The organism is Modestobacter sp. SYSU DS0657 (assembly GCF_054050925.1).
The window spans coordinates 1-19,993 of the sequence record NZ_JBJHAG010000035.1; the positions used below are offsets into that span (position 1 = coordinate 1).

A 19,993-nucleotide genomic window follows, 5' to 3' on the forward strand; every position below is an offset into this window, starting at 1 on the left:
CGGACCCCCCCCACGACGAGGCCCCCCCCCCCCCCCCCCCCCCCCCCCCCCCCCCCCCCCCCCGGGGGGCGGCGGCCCCCCCCCCCCCCCCCCCCCGGTCGTTCCCGTCGGTCGCCTACCCGCGCGGGAGACGGCTCGCGGCGGCCTCGTCGAGCAGCCAGCGGGTCGCCCGCTTCCCGCGGGCCCCTGCCGCCGGGATCTCCAGCGGGGAGGCGCCGGACAGCGCCCGGGCGACGGCCTCGGCCTTCCCCTCGCCGCTGACCAGCAGCCAGACCTCCTCCGCGGAGGTGATCGCGGAGAAGCCCAGGCTCACCCGGGTCGGCGGCGGCTTCGGGCAGTCCCGGACGGCCACCACCGGCCGGTCGTCCCGGGCGGCGGGGGAGTCCGGGAAGATCGACGCCACGTGCCCCTCGGGCCCCATGCCCAGCAGCAGCACGTCGAACCGGGGGAGCGTCGCGCCCTCGCCGGCGGCCTGGGCCAACTGCTCGGCGTACCAGGCGGCGGCGCCCTCCGGCTCGTCGAACCCGGCGTCGGACGACGGGATGGCGTGCACCCGCTCGGGCGGGATGCCGGCGGGCAGGATCAGGGTCTGCCGCGCGCCCAGCTCGTTCCGGTCGTCGGAGTCGGCCGGGACGAAGCGCTCGTCGCCCCACCAGACATCCACCGCGGTCCAGTCGACGACGGCGTGCTCGGGCTCGGCCACGAGGTCCGCCACGCGCTCGAGGACCGCGGTGCCGATCCCGCCGCCGGTCACCACCACCGACGCGGTGCCGTGCACGGCCTGGGCGGCGGCCAGCCGCGCGACGAGGGCGGAGGCCACGGATCGGGCCAGCCGGTCGGCGTCGGGCTCGACGACGACGTCCGGGGCGGGCAGCCCCGAGTCGTCCAGCGCCCGGTCGACCTGGTCCCCGGGGGATGCCTGGCTCATCGCCGTCCTGCCTCCTTCGCCGTCGGTGTACCGGCGGACTGCACGACCTGCTGCTCGTCGGAGTCGTCGGCGGGGGAGTCGTGCTCGCCGCTCTCGGCGATCTCGTCGGTGTCACCCGGGGTGTCCGGCACGGTGGGGGCGGCGGCGGCCGCCGTGTCCGAGGCGCCGGGCACCTCGTCCTCGGCGGAGTTGAGCTCCGCCTCGGCGGCCGCGGGCGACTGCTCGGGGCGCATGGGGTCGAACCAGACGTGGTCGCGGCAGGCCGGCCGGTCGGACAGCCCGGACAGCCCGGAGACCGCCTCCAGCGCCTCGCTGAAGGGCTCGTCGGGGTCGAGGCGACGCAGCTCCTCCCCGATCAGCTCGCCCAGCGAGCGGTCGGCCAGTGCGACGACGGCCTCGGGGCGGAACGGCTGGGTGATGACCGCCCCGCCCTTGCGGTCGTCCTCGATGCGGAGCTCCTCGTCCTGGTCCAACCGCAGCGCGACCGCGTGCACCCCGGACGGCCCGGGGACCCGGGGGGTGGCGACGACCGGGATCCGGCACCCGCAGCGGGCGGACAGCCACCCGGCGACCAGCTGGGCGGTGGCGCTGGCCGGGTCGCCCTCGACCTGCCCGCCGTGGACCCGCACCGGCTCGCCGCGCCGTCCGGCCACGGAGTCCAGCGTGGAGGCGAGCGTCGCCCGCCACGGCGTGCTCCGCGTCCAGGCCAGGTCGGTGTCGCCGGGGGCGTAGTCCTTCGCGCGGTTCCGCAGCGCGGCCACCGGGTCCTCCGCCAGGGCGGAGTCGGTGATCCGGCGGTCGGCGATGACGCCCAGTGCGTCGCGCGCGATGAGCTCGGGCGGGGCCTCGTGCCACCAGGTGACGACGGGGGCGTCCGCGGCCAGCAGGGGCAGCACCACCGATTCGGCGTGCAGCCCCAGCCGCCCGTACATGCGCATGACGACGGCCTCGCCCGGACCGAGCCGGCCGCCGATCAGCACCTCGGCGTCCAGCCGGGGCACCGGGGCCTCCACCTGGCGGCGCACGACGATCAGCAGCCGGCAGGGGTGCGCCTCGGCGGCCGAGGCGGCGGCCTGCTCGGCCTCGGCGACCCGGCGCTCGTCGGCGACGACCACCAGGGTCAGCGCGACGCCGCTCATCACGGCGCCGCCGGTGCGGCGCTGGGCCGCCAGTTCCTTGACCACCGCGGATCCGGTGGTGTCCCACAGCGTGGTCACGAGGTCAGCTCCTCAGCTCGCGAGGGTGGGGGAGGGGCAGGGATGCCGGTCACGGTCGGCGCCACGCCCGGCCTTCGGCCTCCAGCATCCCGTCGGCGGCCCGGGGACCCCACTCGCCGGCCCGGTAGGAGTGCGGCGTGGTGCCGGCCCAGAAGGCCTCCAGCGGGTCGATGACCGCCCAGGAGGCCTCGACCTCGGCGTTGCGGGGGAACAGGGTGGCGTCGCCGAGCAGCACGTCCAGCAGCAGCCGCTCGTAGGCCTCGGGGCTGGCCTCGGTGAACTGCTCGCCGTAGAGGAAGTCCATCGAGACGTCGCGGACCTCCATCACGCTGCCGGGCACCTTCGACCCGAACTTCAGCGTCATGCCCTCGTCCGGCTGGACGCGGATGACCAGCTGGTTGTGGCCCAGCTCCTCGGTGTCGGTCGGGGCGAAGGGCAGGTGCGGGGCGCGCCGGAACGACAGGGCGATCTCGGTGACCCGTCGTGGCAGGCGCTTGCCGGTGCGCAGGTAGAACGGCACGCCGGCCCAGCGGCGCGTCTCGACGCCCAGCCGGACGGCGGCATAGGTCTCGGTCGTCGACTCGGGGTCGACGCCCTCCTCCTGCCGGTAGCCCTTCGCCCGCTGGCCGGCGAGCCAGCCCTGCTCGTACTGGCCACGGATCGCGAACCGCTCCATGTCCCCCTCGGCGGGGATGGAGATCGCGCGGAGCACCTTCAACTTCTCGGTGCGGATCTCGTCGGCGGAGAACTCGACCGGCTCCTCCATCGCGGTCAGCGCCAGCAGCTGCAGCAGGTGGTTCTGCAACACGTCCCGGGCGGCGCCGGTCTTCTCGTAGAAGCCCGCGCGTCCGCCGATGCCGACGTCCTCGGCCATGGTGATCTGCACCGAGTCGACGTGGTGGCCGTTCCAGATCGGCTCGAAGAGCGAGTTGGCGAAGCGGAGCGCCAGCAGGTTCTGGACCGTCTCCTTGCCCAGGTAGTGGTCGATCCGGAAGACGTCGTCGGCGGTGAACACCGAGTCGACCAGGGCGTTCAGCTCGCGGCTGGAGGCGAGGTCGGTGCCGAAGGGCTTCTCGACGACGACCCGGCGCCACCGCTCCGGGGTGCTCTCGGCCATGCCGGTGCGCTGCATCTGCTTGAGCACGACGGGGAAGAGCGCCGGCGGGATCGACAGGTAGAACGCGGCGTTGCCACCGATGCCGTGGCTGCCCTCCAGCTCGGCCAGGTTGTCGGCCAGCTCGTCGAAGGCGTTGTCGTCGTCGAAGGAGCCCTGGACGAAGCGGACGCTGTTGGCCAGTCGCTCCCAGACCTCCTCGCGCCAGGGGGTGCGGGCGTGCTCGCGGGCGGCCGAGCGGGCCAGCTCGGAGAACTCGACGTCACCCCAGTCGCGGCGGGCGAAGCCCAGCAGGGCGAAGTTGGTGGGGAGCAGACCGCGGTTGGCCAGGTCGTAGACCGCCGGGAGGAGCTTCTTGCGCGAGAGGTCACCGGTGATGCCGAAGACGACGAGGGCGCAGGGCTCGGGAACTCGGGGCAGCCGCCGGTCCCGCGGATCGCGCAGCGGGTTGGTGGACATCGTCTCCGTCCTCGATGGCTGGGTGCCCGCCGTCCGGCCCGGGTGGGCCGGACGGCGGGCAGGGTGCTGCGGTGTCTCAGGTGGTGCGGTGGAGGTGCGCCGGAGGCCGGCGCACCGTCACTTCTTGTCCTGCAGCTGCTCCTGCACCGAGCCGGTCAGCTCGTCCCAGGCGTCGACGAACTTCTGCACGGCCTCCTCCTCGAGGACGCGGAACACGTCGTCGAGGTCGATGCCGGCGTCGCGGACCGACTGCATGACCTTCTCGGCCTCGGCATAGGAGGACTGCACCGGCGTGCCGGCCCGGCCGTGGTCGGCGTAGGCCTGCATCGTCTTCTCCGGCATGGTGTTCACCGTGTCGGGGGCGATGAGCTCGGACAGGTACAGCGTGTCGGAGTACTCCGGGTTCTTGACCCCGGTCGACGCCCACAGCGGGCGCTGCTTGCTGGCGCCCTTGGCCTCCAGCGCCTTCCAGCGGTCGGAGGAGAACACCTCCTCGTAGGCCTGGTAGGCCAGCTGGGCGTTGGCCACGCCGGCCTTGCCCTTGAGCGAGGCGTCGGCGCCCGAGGCGTCCAGCCGCTTGTCGATCTCGGTGTCCACCCGGGACACGAAGAACGAGGCGACCGACTCGATGCCCTCGAGGGACGCGTTCGGGTCCTCGGCCAGCCGCTGCTCGAGGCCGGTGAGGTAGGCGTCCATGACGGCCTTGTACCGGTCGATGCTGAAGATCAGCGTCACGTTGACGCTGATGCCCCGGGCGATCGAGGTGGTGATCGCCGGGAGGCTCTCCAGCGTCGCCGGGATCTTGATGAACAGGTTTGGCCGGTCGACCAGCCACCACAGGTGGGCGGCCTCGGCGGCGGTTGCGTCCTCGTCGTGCGCCAGCCCCGGTGCGACCTCCAGCGAGACGCGACCGTCCCGCCCGGTGCGGGCAGCGACCGGTGCGAGCAGGTCGCAGGCGTCCCGGACGTCCGCGGCGGTGATGGTGCGCAGCGCCTCCTCGACGCTCACCTTCCGCACCGCCAGGGCGTGCAGCTGGTCGTCGTAGGACTTCGACCCGCTGATCGCCGCGGCGAAGATGCTGGGGTTGGTGGTGACGCCGACGACGCTGTGCTCGTCGACGAGCTGCTGCAGGTTGCCGCTGCGGATGCGGTCACGGGAGAGGTCGTCGAGCCAGACGGCGACCCCCGCCTTGGACAGCTGTGCCAGGTTCTCGTTCTGGGCCATGTCATGCCCTCCTGTCGGTGTAGTTGTGGCCCCGCTGCAGGGCCCCGCCGCGAGCTCGCGAGCGGTGGGGGGCAGCGGGGTCCTTCCTCAGTGGTCGCCGGTGGCGTCGGAGCCGAAGACCCCGCCGCGGGAGACGCCGGCACCGCTGGGGGGAGTGGCGCCGGAGGCCGCGGCCTCGATGCTCTCCCGCGCAGCCGCGACGACGGCGTCCTCGGTCAGCCCGAACTCCTCGTACAGCTTCGAGTAGGACGCGCTGGCGCCGTAGTGGTTGAGACCGACGATCCGGCCCGCGTCGCCGACGAACTCGCGCCACCCCATGGGGACGCCGGCCTCGACGCTGACGCGCGCCTTGACCGACGGGGGGAGGACCTCGAGGCGGTAGGCCTCGTCCTGCTCGGCGAACCACTCCCAGCAGGGCAGCGAGACGACCCGGGTCGGGACGCCGGCGGCCTCGAGCTGCTCGCGGGCGGCGACGGCGATCTGCACCTCGGACCCGGTGCCCATGAGGATCACCTCCGGGGTGCCGGTGGACGCCTCGGCGAGCACGTACCCACCCTTCGCGACGCCCTCGGCGGAGCCGAACTCGGTCCGGTCGAACACCGGCAGGTTCTGCCGCGACAGCGCCAGCCCGGCCGGCCGGTCGTTGTGCTCCAGGATCGTCCGCCAGGCGACGGCGGTCTCGTTGGCGTCGGCCGGGCGGACGAAGTCCAGCCCGGGGATCGCCCGCAGCGCGGCGTAGTGCTCGATCGGCTGGTGCGTCGGGCCGTCCTCGCCCAGGCCGATGGAGTCGTGCGTCCACACGTAGGTGACCGGCAGCTGCATCAGCGCCGCGAGCCGCACGGCGCCGCGCATGTAGTCGGAGAAGGTGAGGAACGTGCCGCCGTAGACGCGGGTGCCGCCGTGCAGGGCGATGCCGTTCATGACCGCGCCCATGGCGTGCTCGCGGACGCCGAAGTGGAGGGTGCGGCCGTAGGGGCCACCGGTCCACATCTTGGTCTGCCGGTTCGCCGGCAGGAACGACGGCTCGCCCTTGACCGCGGTGTTGTTGCTCTCCGCCAGGTCGGCCGAGCCGCCCCACAGCTCGGGGAGCTCGGGGTAGAGCGCGCTCAGCACCTCACCGGAGGCCTTGCGGGTGGCGACGCCCTTGGGGTCGGCGTCCCAGGTCGGCAGGTTCGCCGCCCAGCCCTCGGGGAGGGTGCGGGTGGTCATCCGCTCCAGCAGCGCCCAGCCCTCGGGGTTGGCCTGCTGCCACGCGTCGAACTGCGACTGCCAGGCGCGGTGCGCCTCCTGGCCCCGGGTGACGGCCTTGCGGGTGTGCTCGATGACCTCGGGGGTGACCTCGAAGGTCTGCTCCGGGTCGAAGCCGAGGATCTCCTTGGTGGCCTTGACCTCGTCCTCGCCCAGCGCCGAGCCGTGCACCGCGCCGGTGTTCTGCTTGTTCGGTGACGGCCAGCCGATGACGGTGCGCAGCACGATCAGGGACGGGCGGGTGGTCTCGGCCTTGGCGGCGGCGAAGGCGGCGTCGAGGGCGGCGAGGTCCTCACCGTCGTCCACGTGCTGCACGTGCCAGCCGTAGGCCTCGTACCGCTTGCCGACGTCCTCGGTGAAGGCGACCGTGGTGTCGTCCTCGATGGAGATCTGGTTGTCGTCGTAGACGAGCACGAGGTTGCCCAGCTGCTGGGTGCCGGCCAGGGACGACGCCTCGGCGCTGACGCCCTCCTCCAGGTCGCCGTCGGAGGCGAAGGCCCAGATGGTGTGGTCGAACAGGCTCTCGCCCTCGGGGCTCTCCGGGTCGAACAGGCCGCGCTCGCGGCGGGCCGCCATCGCCATGCCGACGGCGTTGCCCACGCCCTGGCCCAGCGGGCCGGTGGTGGTCTCCACGCCGGCGGTGTGGCCGACCTCGGGGTGGCCCGGGGTCTTCGAGCCCCAGGTGCGCAGCGCCTTGAGGTCGTCGAGCTCCAGGCCGTAGCCGGCCAGGTAGAGCTGGACGTACAGCGTCAGGCTGGAGTGGCCCATGGAGAGCACGAACCGGTCGCGGGCGACCCAGTTCGGGTCGCTCGGGTCGTGCTTGAGCCACTTCTGGAACAGCAGGTACGCGGTGGGCGCCATGCTCATCGCGGTGCCCGGGTGGCCGTTGCCGACCTTCTGCACCGCGTCCATCGCCAGCACGCGGGCGGTGTCGATGGCCTTGCGGTCCAGCTCGCCGAAGCCCTCGGGCAGCGTCGGGTTCGGCTGACGCGGCGAGCCGGTGGCGGTGTCGGCGGCGGCCTCGGCCGGCGCCTCGGGTCGGGTGGCTTCCGTCGACGACGTGTTGTCAGTGCTCATGTGGCGCTCGGTGCTCCCTCGGGGTAGGTCGATGTCGGGCCACCCGGGGGGCGCGGGGACCCACTCACCCCGGGCGGACGACGGTGCGCACCACGGCCGCCCCGGTCGGGCGCGGTCGGAAGTCGGGAGCGGTGGGTGCGCCGGCGTCCTCGACGACCGCCCTACCCGCTCTACGCGCAGAGTCAACGTGATCAAACCCTAGTGGTGCCGGGCCATTCCCACCGGGCGGCCCGGCTACAGTGGTCGAGCAACCCATCCCCCGGCGGAGAAGGACCTCGTGGTGGCCTGCTGCCCGCGCGACGCCGCGCACCTGGGTCCCCGGTGACGGCGATCGCCGACCGCACCGTCGGCCGTGCCCAGCCGCTGCGCTCGGCCCGTGCGACGGTGGCTGCCTACGTGTCGCTGACCAAGCCGAAGCTCGTCGAGCTGCTGCTGGTCACCACGCTGCCGGCGATGATGCTGGCGGCCGGGGGCTGGCCGGGCACCGGTCTGGTCCTGGCCACCCTGGTCGGCGGCATGCTCGCCGCCGGGGCGGCCAACACGATCAACTGCTGGTACGACCGGGACATCGACCGGCTGATGTCCCGCACGCGCAACCGGCCCATCCCCAGCGGGGTCATCGCACCCCGCAACGCGCTGGTCTTCGGCGTCATCCTCGCGTGGGTCTCGCTGGTCCTGCTCGGGTTGTTCACCACGCCGCTGGCCACGGCCCTCGCGGCCGCCGCGGTGCTGGCCTACTCGGTGCTCTACACGATGGTGCTCAAGCGCCGGACCCGGCACAACACCGTGTTCGGCGGGCTGCCGGGCGCCGCCCCGGTGCTGATCGGCTGGGCCGCCGTCACCGGATCGCTGGACTGGCCGGCCTTCGTCTTCTTCGGCATCGTCTTCTGCTGGCAGATGCCGCACTTCTGGGCGCTGGCCAGCCGGTTCCGCTTCGACTACTTCCGGGCCGGGGTGCCCATGCTCTCGGTGGTGGCCGGACCGGTCACCGTCGGGCGCCAGTCGGTCGCCTGGGCCTGGGGCACCCTGGGCACCTCGCTGCTGATGGTGCCGGTGACGCCGCAGCTGGGCTGGATCACCGGCATCGGCACGCTGGCCCTGGGCGTCTGGTACGTCGCGGAGTCGCACGCCTGGCTGCGGCGGATCAAGGCCGGCGTCCCCGATCGCCCGATGCGGCTGTTCTCGGTGTCGATCACCTACATGACGCTGCTGTCGATCGCCCTCGTGGCCGACGTCCTGGTCTAGCGGCCCGGACGGGAGCTCACCCCCGCGAGGCCGGCTCGCGGTCGGTGCGGCGACGGTCGGCCAGGGCGATGGTCCCGACGGCCAGCAGGACGCCGCAGACGGCACCTGCGGTGTTCATCGTCCAGTCGGTGGTGTCGCAGGCCCGCCCGAGGACCGGCACGACGGCCTGCACCGCCTCGATCAGCGCCGAGGCGACCGTCGCGACGGTGAGCACCAGCAGCGGACGGCGGCTGAGCAGCGTGCCGACGAAGGCCGGCGGGAGGAACAGCGCGAGGTTGGCCAGGAGTTCCACGCTGCCCAGGGTCGGCAGGGAGAACTGGACCGTGCAGCGGACGTCGTCCGCCCGCGAGGCTCCCGCGGGGACCAGCGTCAGCGCCACCACCGGCAGCAGGGACAGCCCGAGCAGCGTGCCGAGAACCCGGGTACCGGCGCGTCGGCTGCGCAGCAGCGCGAAGCCGATGAGCACGCAGCCCAGCGCGACCGCCAGCAACGCGACCGGCACGAGCGCCGCGTGGTCGATCAGCACGTCGGTGATCACCGGAGCATCCGGATCAGGGCGTCAGGTGGCACGCCGGTGACCCTGTCACGGGCGGACCGGACGGGGTGGCGGCCCGGCCGGGTGCGCCGGGACCGGCCTCCTCAGCGGGCAGCGGTAGTGGTGAGCGGGGCCTCGGTGACCGGCAGCTCGGAGGCCGGCCCACGCACCGACCAGACCAGTCGCGCCGTGTAGACGGTGACCAGCACCGCGCCGGCCATGTGCAGCAGCACCAGCGCCGCCGGCAGGTGGGTGAAGTACTGGGCGTACCCGACGACGCCCTGGAGCAGCTCGACGATCAGCAGGTCCCGAACGGCGCGGCGCACCCGGGCGGGGGCGTCGGTGGCGTGCAGGCCCACCAGCAGCGCCACGGTCAGCCCGATGAGCAGGAAGACGACGTCGGCGTGGAGCTGGCTCATCAGCTCCGGGTCGAAGCCGGTCCGCCCGGCCTCCGGGTCGCCGCTGTGCGGGCCGCTGCCGGTGACGACGGTGCCGAGCACGTGCACCGCGGCGACGGTGACCGCGATCCCGTTGGTCAGCAGCGCGAACGGGCGGCGGACCAGCAGCTGACCCACCCCCGGCTCGCGGGAGCGGAGCCACAGGATGGTCGCGAGCGCCACCAGGACCATCGACAAGAGGAAGTGGGCGGCCACCGTCCAGGGGTTCAGACCGGTGAGCACGGTGACGCCGCCCAGCAGCGCCTGTGCCGGGATGCCGAGGAAGCTCAGCACCGCCAGCCGCCGGAGGTCGTGGCGGGCCGACCGGAAGACGGCGACCACGGTGGCGATCGCCACCGCGGCCAGCACGAAGGTCAGCAGTCGGTTGCCGAACTCGATCATCCCGTGCCCGGCGAGCTCCGGCGTCGCCACGAAGCTCTCGTCGGTGCAGCGCGGCCAGGTGGGGCAGCCCAGCCCCGAGCCGGTCAGCCGGACGGCGCCGCCGGTGACGACGATCAGCCCGTTCGCCACCACGTTGGCCAGGGCGATGCGGGACACGGTCGACGGACGCACCGTGGCCGAGCGGACCGAGCTGGGAAGAACTGACACGTCGCCGATGCTATCCGTGCCGGTGCCCCCACCGGCCCGCCGCGAACGGCCCGCCGGTGCCCCTGCTGGCCCCGTCACCCCGGCCGACCGCTGATCAGGCCGTCGAGGTGCAGAGCGCCCGGTGCGGGTAGGTGAGCACCGCCACATCGACACGAGAGGCGGCCATCGACTGATGAGCAGCGGTTTCCCGGGCGGCCCCTTCGGCGGCAGCCCCTTCGACGACTTCTTCCAGGCGTTCCTCGGTCCCGGGGCGCGTCGTGGGATGCAGCGGGTCGACATCACCCAGCTGCTGAGCTCGCACTCCCGGGAGGTGGTCTCCGCCGCGGCGCGCCAGGCCGCCGAGTGGGGGAGCCCCGACCTGGACACCGCCCACCTGCTGTGGGCCCTGGCCGGGCACGAGCCGACGCGCACACTGCTGGCCCGCAGCGGCGCGGACGCCGACGGCCTGCGCGACGCCCTGGCCGCGGAGCTGCGGGGCGGTGAGGCCACCGGGCAGCCGCCGGCGCTGACCCCGGCGGCGAAGCGGGCCCTGCTCGACGCCCACCAGGTGTCGCGCGCCAGCGGTTCCACCTACATCGGTCCCGAGCACCTGCTGTTCGCCCTGGCGCTGAACCCGGAGTCCGGCGCGGGCCGGGTGCTGGGCAGCGCCCGGGTGACCCCGGAGGGGCTGCAGCGGGCGGCGGCGGGCGGTCCCGTGCCGGCCGGCGGGGCCGGTGGGGGAGAGCAGCCGCCGTCGAACACCCCCACGCTCGACGAGTACGGCCGCGACCTCACCGCGCTGGCCCGGGACGGGCGGATCGACCCGGTCATCGGCCGCGCGCAGGAGATCGAGCAGACCATCGAGGTGCTCTCCCGGCGGAACAAGAACAACCCGGTGCTCATCGGCGAGGCCGGCGTCGGCAAGACCGCGATCGTGGAGGGCATCGCTCTGCAGATCGTGGACGGCGACGTCCCCGAGTCGCTGCGCGACCGCCGGCTGGTCGAGCTGGACCTGACCGGCCTGGTCGCCGGCACCCGCTACCGCGGCGACTTCGAGGAGCGGCTGAAGAAGGTGATGGACGAGATCCGCGAGCACAGCGACGAGGTGATCGTCTTCATCGACGAGCTGCACACGGTCGTCGCCGCCGGCGGATCCGAGGGCTCGGCGGGGGCGGGCAACATGCTCAAGCCGGCCCTGGCCCGCGGGGAGCTGCACATCGTCGGCGCCACCACGCTGGACGAGTACCGCCGCAACATCGAGACCGACCCGGCCTTCGAGCGCCGCTTCCAGCCGATCCTGGTCCCGGAGCCCAGCGTGCTGGACACCGTGGAGATCCTGCGCGGGCTGCGCGACCGGTACGAGGCGCACCACCAGGTGCGGTTCACCGACGAGGCACTGGTCGCCGCGGCGGAGCTGTCGAGCCGCTACATCACCGACCGGCACCTGCCGGACAAGGCGATCGACCTGATCGACCAGGCCGGCGCGCGCACCCGGCTCCGGGTGCGGCGGCCGACCACCGACCTGCGTGCGCTCGAGCAGCGCGTGCTGGAGCTGCAGCGGGAGAAGGACCAGGCGGTCGCCGCCGAGCACTACGAGCGGGCCTCCGCGCTGCGGGACGAGTGCCAGGCGGCGCAGGCCGAGCTGGAGCAGGCCCGGTCCGGCGGGGGCGCCGGCATCCCCGAGGTGGGGACGACGGAGATCGCCGAGGTGGTCTCCCGGGCGACCGGGGTGCCGGTGGCCCAGCTGACCGAGGAGGAGCGCGACCGGCTGCTGCGGCTGGAGGACGTGCTGCACGAGCGGGTCGTCGGCCAGGACGAGGCGGTCGGGGTGGTCGCCGAGGCCATCCGGCGCTCGCGCGCCGGGCTCGGCGACCCGGACCGGCCGATCGGCAGCTTCCTGTTCCTCGGCCCGACCGGCGTCGGCAAGACCGAGCTGGCCCGGGCGCTAGCAGAGGCGCTGTTCGGCGACTCCGACCGGATGATCCGGCTGGACATGAGCGAGTTCCAGGAGCGGCACACGGTCAGCCGGCTGGTCGGCTCGCCCCCCGGCTACGTGGGGTACGAGGACGCCGGCCAGCTCACCGAGGCCGTGCGTCGCCGGCCGTACTCGGTGGTGCTGTTCGACGAGGTCGAGAAGGCCCACCCGGACGTGTTCAACACGCTCCTGCAGCTGCTGGACGACGGCCGGCTCACCGACTCGCAGGGGCGGACGGTCGACTTCACCAACACCGTGGTCATCATGACCAGCAACCTGGGGTCGGAGGCGATCGTCAACGCCGGCCGGGGCCCGCTGGGCTTCACCGCGGGCGGGGACGCCGGCGACGACCTGCGTGACCAGGTGATGCGGCGGCTGCGGGAGGAGTTCCGGCCGGAGTTCCTCAACCGGATCGACGAGATCGTCGTCTTCCGGCAGCTGGAGGCCGAGCAGCTGGCCCGGATCACCGACCTGCTGCTGGACGAGACGCGGCGTCGGCTCAGCGCCCAGGACATCGGGCTCGAGGTGACGCCCGAGGCGGTCTCCTGGCTGGCCGAGCGCGGCTTCGAGCGGCAGTTCGGTGCCCGGCCGCTGCGCCGTGCCATCCAGCGGGAGGTGGACAACCAGCTGTCCCGGCTGGTGCTCGGCGGGGCGTTGGGCGCCGGTCAGCGGGTCCGGGTCGGCGTGGTGGACGGCGAGCTGGAGTTCACCGTCGAGGACGCCGCGCCGAACAGCGTGGCCACGGCTGAGAGCGAGGCCCCCGCCGGGGTGTGAGCTGCCTCTCGGGAGGCCGGCAGGTAAGGGCGACCTTGCTTGCGGGCCTCCCGATTAAGCACACAATCGTGTTGTGGAATCCGCTGCGACCCGTGTCCCGACCCCGGCTCCGGCCGGTGCCGGGTCGGCGTCGTCCCCGGCTCCGACGGGGGAGGACGGGCGCACCCGCAACCGGGTGAGCGCCCTGCTCCTCGAGCACGGTCCGCAGTCCGCCGCCGAGCTCGCCGCCCGGCTCGGGATCTCCCCGGCCGCCGTCCGCCGGCACCTGGACGGTCTGCTCGCCGCCGGGCGGGTCGCCGAGCGCGAAGCAGCCGCCGGGCGTCGCGGCCGGGGGCGGCCGGCCCGCCGGTTCGCGCTCACCGAGGCGGGGCGGGAGTCGTTCCCGCACGCCTACGACGACCTCGCGCTCACCGCGCTGCGCTTCGTCGCCGCCCACGGCGGCCCCGAGGCGGTGCGCGAGGTCGCGGAGCAGCAGCTCGCCGGGCTGGAGGAGCGCTGCTCCGCGGCCGTCGAGCAGGCGCAGCGGGGCGCCGCCGGGCCGGTGGACCGCGCCGAGGTGGTCGCCGCCGCGCTCACCACCGAGGGCTACGCCGCCATGGCGCTCTCCCTGGGCGGTGGCGCGACCTCCGGTGGCGAGCAGCTGTGCCAGCACCACTGCCCGGTGGCCCACGTGGCCGCCGAGTTCCCCCAGCTGTGCGAGGCTGAGACCGCGGTGATCAGCCGGCTGGTCGGCACCCACGTGCAGCGGCTGGCCACCATCGCCCACGGGGACGGCGTCTGCACGACGCACATCCCCGCCCGCACTCTCCGCGCCGGGAACAAAGTCACCCCGGCACGCCCTGTACCTGCTGGTCGCGCCGCAGCCGGGACGGCTGGCGCCAGCACTCGATCCACCCCCTCGATCGACCGGGAGAGGACCCCCGCATGACCAGCACCCAGCAGCCGGTGACCAGCACACCGATGACGCAGGACGAGACGATCGACGCGCTCGGCCGCTACAAGTACGGCTGGGCGGACGCCGACGTCGCCGGCGCCTCGGCCACCCGTGGCCTCAACGAGGACGTCGTCCGCGACATCTCGCGCCGCAAGAACGAGCCCGAGTGGATGCTCGAGCGCCGGCTCAAGGCGCTGAAGATCTTCGGCAAGAAGCCGATGCCCGACTGGGGCTCGGACCTCTCCGGGATCGACTTCCAGAACATCAAGTACTTCGTGCGCTCGACCGAGGCCCAGGCCACCACCTGGGACGAGCTGCCCGACGACATCAAGAACACCTACGACAAGCTGGGCATCCCCGAGGCGGAGAAGCAGCGGCTGGTCGCCGGTGTCGCGGCGCAGTACGAGTCCGAGGTCGTCTACCACAAGATCCGCGAGGACCTCGAGGAGCAGGGTGTCCTGTTCCTGGACACCGACACCGCGCTGCGCGAGCACCCGGACCTGTTCCGCGAGTACTTCGGCTCGGTCATCCCCTCCGGGGACAACAAGTTCGCCGCGCTGAACACCGCCGTGTGGTCCGGCGGCTCCTTCATCTACGTGCCGCCGGGCGTGCACGTGGAGATCCCGCTGCAGGCCTACTTCCGGATCAACACCGAGAACATGGGCCAGTTCGAGCGCACCCTGATGATCATCGACGAGGGCGCCTACGTGCACTACGTCGAGGGCTGCACCGCGCCGATCTACAAGACCGACTCGCTGCACTCCGCGGTCGTCGAGATCATCGTGAAGAAGAACGCGCGCTGCCGGTACACGACCATCCAGAACTGGTCGAACAACGTCTACAACCTGGTCACCAAGCGGGCCGTGGCCCACGAGGGCGCGACCATGGAGTGGGTCGACGGCAACATCGGCTCCAAGGTGACGATGAAGTACCCGGCCGTGTGGATGACCGGCGAGCACGCCAAGGGCGAGGTCATGTCCATCGCCTTCGCCGGCGAGGGCCAGCACCAGGACGCCGGCGCCAAGATGGTGCACGCCGCGCCGCACACCTCCTCGACGATCGTGTCGAAGTCGGTGGCCCGGGGCGGTGGCCGCACCTCCTACCGCGGCCTGGTGCAGGTCGACGAGGGCGCCTACGGCTCCAAGTCGACGGTGAAGTGCGACGCGCTGCTGGTCGACACGATCAGCCGCTCGGACACCTACCCCTACGTCGACGTCCGCGAGGACGACGTCGCGATGGGCCACGAGGCGACCGTCTCCCGGGTCAGCGAGGACCAGCTCTTCTACCTGATGAGCCGCGGGCTGTCCGAGGACGAGGCGATGGCGATGGTCGTGCGCGGCTTCGTCGAGCCGATCGCCCGGGAGCTGCCGATGGAGTACGCCCTCGAGCTGAACCGCCTGATCGAGCTGCAGATGGAAGGTGCCGTCGGCTGATGTCGAGCCCCGACACGAACAACACCACGACCACCGCCGACGAGCTCGGGCCCGAGGCGCTGGCGGCGGCCGAGACCTCGCAGCTGGCCGGGGAGCTCTTCGCCCCCGGCGTCGGTGCCCAGGCCGGCCCGCCGACCACCCCGGCGGCCGGCACCGGCAGCGCCGGCGACGTCCCCGCGGGGTCGCACTCGCACGGCGGCCCGGCCCCGACCGGCTCGCCCGCCGAGCGGTTCACCTCGACCGACCCCGACGCCTTCGGTGTCGTGACCGGTCGGGAGGAGGAGTGGCGCTTCACCCCGATGCGCCGCATCCGGCCGCTGCTGGAGGGCGCGCCGTCGCAGGCGCAGCTCACCTGGTCGACCGACCTCCCCGAGGGCGTCTCGCTCACCAGCGTCGAGGCCGACGACCCGCTGCTCAAGGGCCTGCCCGAGCCGGTCGACCGGCTGGCCGCGCTGACCCGTCAGCGCAGCGGTGGCGCGGCCGTCGTCCGGATCGCGAAGGAGGCCGTGCTCGACCGCCCGGTCACCCTGGGGCTGGCCGGCACCGGCGGTGACGAGGTCGTCTGGGGCCAGCTCGTGGTCGAGGTCGGCGCCTTCGCGCAGGCCACGGTCGTGCTGGACCACAGCGGCCTGGCCCGGTACGCCGGCACCGTCTCCTTCCTGCTCGGCGACGGCGCGCAGGTCACCGTCGTCTCGGTGCAGGACTGGGCGCCCGGCGCCGTGCACGGGGCCCAGTACGACTCCGTCATCGGCCGGGACGCCAGCCTCAAGCAGGTCGCGGTCACCCTCGGCGGCGACCTGGTCCGGCTGGTGAACAACGTGCAGTACGCCGGCCCCGGCGGCTCGGTCGACATGCTCGGCGTGTACTTCACCGACGAGACCCAGCACCAGGAGCACCGGCTCTGGGTCGACCACGCGACGCCGAACTGCTCCAGCAACGTCGTCTACAAGGGCGGCCTGCAGGGGGAGAAGGCGCACACCGTGTGGGTCGGCGACGTCCGGATCCGCCCGGCGGCCACCGGCACCGACACCTACGAGCTCAACCGCAACCTGGTGCTCACCGACGGCGCTCGCGCCGACTCGGTCCCGAACCTGGAGATCGAGACCGGCGAGATCGTCGGCGCCGGCCACGCCAGCGCCACCGGACGGTTCGACGACGAGCAGCTGTTCTACCTCTGCTCGCGCGGCATCGACGCCGAGACCGCCCGCCGCCTGGTGGTGCGCGGCTTCTTCGCCGACGTCGTCCAGCAGATCGGCCTGCCCGAGCTGCAGGACCGGCTGATGGGCACCATCGAGCGCCGGCTCGGAGCCCTCCCCGACCTGGACGACCAGCCGGTCGAGGTCGCCTGAGATGGCGTTCGAGCGGGTCTGCGCCCGGTCCGAGGTGCCCGAGGACGGCGCGCTGCGGATCGAGCTCGCGGACGTCGACGTGGCGGTCGTGGACTTCGACGGTGAGATCTTCGCCATCGAGGACCGCTGCTCCCACGCCGACATCCCGCTGACCGAGGGCGACATCGAGGAGGTCGACGGCGCGCCCACCATCGAGTGCGCGCTGCACGGCTCCTGCTTCGACCTGCGCACCGGCCAGCCCACCAACCTCCCGGCCACCGAGCCGGTCCCCGTCTACCCGGTCCGGGTGGAGGGCGACGACGTCCTGATCGACGTCGACGCCCCCCTCGCCGCGGCCAACTGACCAAGGAGCGACAACACCCGTGACCAGCCCCACCGCGACCCCGTCCGCCACCGGCCTGCAGGCCGGCAGCGTCCTGGAGATCCGCGACCTGCACGTCACCGTCGGCGAGGGCGACGAGGCCAAGGAGATCCTCCGCGGCGTCGACCTCACCGTCCGCGGCGGCGAGACCCACGCCATCATGGGCCCCAACGGGTCGGGCAAGTCGACCCTGGCCTACTCGATCGCCGGGCACCCCAAGTACACGATCACCGGCGGCACGGTGACCCTCGACGGCGAGGACGTCCTCGCCATGAGCGTCGACGAGCGCGCCCGGGCCGGCCTGTTCCTGGCCATGCAGTACCCGGTCGAGGTCCCCGGCGTCTCGGTGTCGAACTTCCTCCGCACCGCGGCCACCGCCGTCACCGGCCAGGCGCCGAAGCTGCGCACCTGGGTGAAGGACGTGCGCACCGAGATGGAGAACCTCGAGATGGACTCGGCGTTCGCCGAGCGCAACGTCAACGAGGGCTTCTCCGGCGGTGAGAAAAAGCGCCACGAGATCCTGCAGATGCGCCTGCTCAAGCCGAAGATGGCGATCCTCGACGAGACCGACTCCGGCCTCGACGTCGACGCGCTGCGGATCGTCTCCGAGGGCGTCAACCGGGCCAAGGCCGACAGCCCGGTCGGCGTCCTGCTGATCACGCACTACACGCGGATCCTGCGCTACATCAAGCCCGACTTCGTGCACGTCTTCGTCGCCGGCCGGGTCGTCGAGGAGGGCGGGCCGGAGCTGGCGCAGAAGCTCGAGGACGAGGGCTACGCCGCCTACGTCAAGGACTCGGCCGAGCAGGCCGCCGCGGAGGCTCAGCAGGCATGACCCAGACCGTCTCGCGTCCCGCCGGGGCGCCGAGGGTGCCCCTGCCGCTGGACGTCGAGGCGATCCGGGCGGACTTCCCGATCCTGTCGCGCACCGTTCGCGACGGGCGCCGGCTCGTCTACCTCGACTCCGGCGCCACGTCGCAGAAGCCGCGCTCGGTGCTCGACGCCGAGCGCGACTTCTACGAGAACCACAACGCCGCCCCGCACCGCGGCGCGCACCAGCTCGCCGAGGAGGCCACCGGCCTCTACGAGGCGGCGCGGGCGAAGGTGGCGGCGTTCATCGGGGCGCCGGAGAACGAGGTCGTCTTCACCCGCAACAGCACCGAGTCGATCAACCTGGTCGCCTACGCGCTGTCCAACGCGGCGACGGCGAAGGAGCCGGAGTTCCGCCGGTACGCCGTCGGGCAGGGCGACGAGATCGTCGTCACCGAGATGGAGCACCACGCCAACCTGCTGCCCTGGCAGCAGCTGTGCGAGCGCACCGGGGCGACCCTGCGCTGGCTCGGGCTCACCGACGACGGCCGGCTGGACCTCTCCGACCTCACCACCGTGGTCAACGAGCGGACCAAGCTGGTCGCGGTCACCCAGCAGTCGAACATCCTCGGCACGATCAACCCGCTCGAGGAGATCATCGGCCGGGCGCACGAGGTCGGCGCGCTGGTGCTGGTCGACGGCGCGCAGTCGGTGCCGCACCAGCCGGTCGACGTCACCGCGCTCGGCGCGGACCTCCTGGTGTTCTCCGGGCACAAGATGCTCGGTCCCACCGGGGTCGGTGTGCTGTGGGGCAGGTACGAGGTGCTCGACGCCCTCCCGCCCTTCCTCACCGGCGGCTCGATGATCGAGGTCGTCCGGATGGAGGGCAGCACGTTCATGCCCCCGCCGCAGCGGTTCGAGGCCGGCGTGCCGATGACCGCACAGGTCATCGGCCTCGGCGCAGCCGTGGACTACCTCGAGCGTCTGGGCATGGACAAGGTGCTGGCGCACGAGGAGGCGCTCACCGAGTACGCGCTGGCGGAGCTGCAGGCGATCCCCGGCGTCACCGTGATCGGCCCGCCGGACACGGTGGCCCGCGGTGGGGCGATCAGCTTCACCGTGGAGGGCATCCACCCGCACGACGTCGGCCAGGTCCTCGACGACCTCGGCGTCGAGGTCCGGGTCGGCCACCACTGCGCGTGGCCGGTGGTCCGCCGCTACGGCGTGCCGGCCACCACCCGCGCCACCTTCTACGTGCACACCGGCTACGACGACGTCGACGCGCTCGTCGACGCGGTGCGGGAAGCCCAGCGGTTCTTCGGCGTTGCACCCTCCGAGAGCAACGAGGGAGCAGCGAGCTGATGCAGCTGGAGTCGATGTACCAGGACATCATCCTGGACCACTACCGGAACCCGCACGGGCGCGGTCTGCGCGACCCGTTCGAGGCCGAGGTGCACCACGTCAACCCGACCTGCGGCGACGAGGTCACCCTGCGGGTGCACCTCGAGACGGACGCCGCCGGCCAGCCGATCCTGTCGGACGTCTCCTACGAGGGCATGGGCTGCTCGATCAGCCAGGCGTCGGTGTCGGCCATGTACGACCTGGTGCTCGGCAAACCGGTGCCCGAGGCGCTGGCCGCCGGCGAGCACTTCATGACCCTGATGCAGAGCAAGGGCGACGCGTCCGTGGCCCAGCAGCTGGAGGAGGAGCTGGAGGACGCCATCGCGTTCGCCGGCGTCTCCAAGTACCCGGCGCGGGTCAAGTGCGCGCTGATGAGCTGGATGGCGCTGAAGGACGCGAGCGCCCGCGCGCTGTCCGCAGCCCCGACCGAGGGAGTGAACCGATGAGCGAGACCACCGAGCCGGCTCCGGCCGAGGGCATCTACGGCGGCAAGTCCGCCCTGCTGGAGGACGTCGAGGAGGCCATGCGCGACGTCGTCGACCCCGAGCTGGGCGTCAACGTCGTCGACCTGGGCCTCGTCTACGGCCTGGACGTCGACACCGAGTCGAACGTCGCCATCATCGACATGACGCTGACCTCGGCGGCCTGCCCGCTGACCGACGTCATCGAGGACCAGGCCCGCCAGGCGCTGACCGGCGGCCCCGGTCCCGGCCTGGTCGACGACATCCGGATCAACTGGGTCTGGATGCCGCCGTGGGGCCCGGACAAGATCACCGACGACGGCCGCGAGCAGCTCCGCGCGCTCGGTTTCCGGGTCTGACGTCTGTGTTCCTCGCCGGTCTCCTCGACCGGCTGGCCGCGGGGGAGACCTCGCCGGCCGATGC

At 72.9% G+C, this 19,993-nt stretch carries 17 protein-coding genes; 10 read left to right on the forward strand and 7 right to left on the reverse strand.

Annotated features, from left to right (window positions below):
• Positions 1 to 115: 115 nt before the first annotated feature.
• The 5 genes from pgl to tkt form a co-directional block, all read right to left on the reverse strand.
• Complete coding sequence (pgl, locus tag ACI79A_RS17625; protein ID WP_457085057.1) at positions 116 to 928, reverse strand: 6-phosphogluconolactonase; 813 nt, start codon at positions 926 to 928, stop codon at positions 116 to 118.
• Entirely contained in the window at positions 925 to 2,145 is a 1,221-nt protein-coding gene (locus ACI79A_RS17630) for a glucose-6-phosphate dehydrogenase assembly protein OpcA (protein ID WP_457085058.1), read from the reverse strand. The genes pgl and ACI79A_RS17630 overlap by 4 nt, the downstream gene beginning before the upstream one ends.
• 49 nt (positions 2,146 to 2,194) lie before the next feature.
• Positions 2,195 to 3,718, reverse strand: a complete 1,524-nt coding sequence (zwf, locus tag ACI79A_RS17635) for a glucose-6-phosphate dehydrogenase (protein ID WP_457085059.1) — start codon at positions 3,716 to 3,718, stop codon at positions 2,195 to 2,197.
• Positions 3,719 to 3,835: 117 nt separating this feature from the next.
• Entirely contained in the window at positions 3,836 to 4,942 is a 1,107-nt protein-coding gene (tal, locus tag ACI79A_RS17640) for a transaldolase (RefSeq protein WP_457085060.1), read from the reverse strand.
• An 87-nt stretch (positions 4,943 to 5,029) separates the two neighbouring features.
• Positions 5,030 to 7,267: a transketolase gene (gene tkt / locus ACI79A_RS17645; RefSeq protein ID WP_457085061.1), complete on the reverse strand. Its 2,238-nt coding sequence runs from the start codon at positions 7,265 to 7,267 to the stop codon at positions 5,030 to 5,032.
• Between the two features lie 321 nt (positions 7,268 to 7,588).
• On the opposite strand from tkt, the gene ACI79A_RS17650 reads away from it, so the two are divergent.
• Positions 7,589 to 8,512: a heme o synthase gene (locus tag ACI79A_RS17650; RefSeq protein ID WP_457085062.1), complete on the forward strand. Its 924-nt coding sequence runs from the start codon at positions 7,589 to 7,591 to the stop codon at positions 8,510 to 8,512.
• A gap of 16 nt (positions 8,513 to 8,528) precedes the next feature.
• On the opposite strand, the gene ACI79A_RS17655 is transcribed toward ACI79A_RS17650, so the two are convergent.
• Positions 8,529 to 9,050: a VanZ family protein gene (locus ACI79A_RS17655; RefSeq protein WP_457085063.1), complete on the reverse strand. Its 522-nt coding sequence runs from the start codon at positions 9,048 to 9,050 to the stop codon at positions 8,529 to 8,531.
• A gap of 101 nt (positions 9,051 to 9,151) precedes the next feature.
• Positions 9,152 to 10,093: a COX15/CtaA family protein gene (locus ACI79A_RS17660; protein ID WP_457085064.1), complete on the reverse strand. Its 942-nt coding sequence runs from the start codon at positions 10,091 to 10,093 to the stop codon at positions 9,152 to 9,154.
• Between the two features lie 172 nt (positions 10,094 to 10,265).
• On the opposite strand from ACI79A_RS17660, the gene ACI79A_RS17665 reads away from it, so the two are divergent.
• From ACI79A_RS17665 to ACI79A_RS17705, 9 genes are all read left to right on the forward strand, one after another.
• A complete protein-coding gene (locus ACI79A_RS17665) occupies positions 10,266 to 12,821 on the forward strand; it encodes an ATP-dependent Clp protease ATP-binding subunit (protein WP_457085065.1) in 2,556 nt (851 codons plus the stop codon).
• Positions 12,822 to 12,996: 175 nt separating this feature from the next.
• Complete coding sequence (locus ACI79A_RS17670) at positions 12,997 to 13,749, forward strand: helix-turn-helix transcriptional regulator (RefSeq protein ID WP_457085066.1); 753 nt, start codon at positions 12,997 to 12,999, stop codon at positions 13,747 to 13,749.
• 32 nt (positions 13,750 to 13,781) lie between these two features.
• Positions 13,782 to 15,188: a Fe-S cluster assembly protein SufB gene (sufB, locus tag ACI79A_RS17675; RefSeq protein WP_457085091.1), complete on the forward strand. Its 1,407-nt coding sequence runs from the start codon at positions 13,782 to 13,784 to the stop codon at positions 15,186 to 15,188.
• Complete coding sequence (gene sufD / locus ACI79A_RS17680; RefSeq protein WP_457085067.1) at positions 15,188 to 16,537, forward strand: Fe-S cluster assembly protein SufD; 1,350 nt, start codon at positions 15,188 to 15,190, stop codon at positions 16,535 to 16,537. The genes sufB and sufD overlap by 1 nt, the downstream gene beginning before the upstream one ends.
• 1 nt (position 16,538) lies before the next feature.
• Positions 16,539 to 16,880, forward strand: coding sequence for a non-heme iron oxygenase ferredoxin subunit (locus tag ACI79A_RS17685; protein ID WP_457085068.1), 342 nt, complete (start codon positions 16,539 to 16,541; stop codon positions 16,878 to 16,880).
• 19 nt (positions 16,881 to 16,899) lie between these two features.
• Complete coding sequence (gene sufC, locus ACI79A_RS17690; protein ID WP_457085069.1) at positions 16,900 to 17,733, forward strand: Fe-S cluster assembly ATPase SufC; 834 nt, start codon at positions 16,900 to 16,902, stop codon at positions 17,731 to 17,733.
• Positions 17,730 to 19,070 (forward strand): cysteine desulfurase, encoded by a 1,341-nt coding sequence (locus tag ACI79A_RS17695; RefSeq protein WP_457085070.1) that lies wholly within the window; start codon positions 17,730 to 17,732, stop codon positions 19,068 to 19,070. The genes sufC and ACI79A_RS17695 overlap by 4 nt, the downstream gene beginning before the upstream one ends.
• Entirely contained in the window at positions 19,070 to 19,555 is a 486-nt protein-coding gene (gene sufU / locus ACI79A_RS17700) for a Fe-S cluster assembly sulfur transfer protein SufU (protein ID WP_457085071.1), read from the forward strand. The genes ACI79A_RS17695 and sufU overlap by 1 nt, the downstream gene beginning before the upstream one ends.
• Positions 19,552 to 19,929: a metal-sulfur cluster assembly factor gene (locus ACI79A_RS17705; RefSeq protein WP_457077168.1), complete on the forward strand. Its 378-nt coding sequence runs from the start codon at positions 19,552 to 19,554 to the stop codon at positions 19,927 to 19,929. Before sufU ends, ACI79A_RS17705 begins: the two co-directional genes overlap by 4 nt.
• Positions 19,930 to 19,993 lie beyond the last annotated feature (64 nt).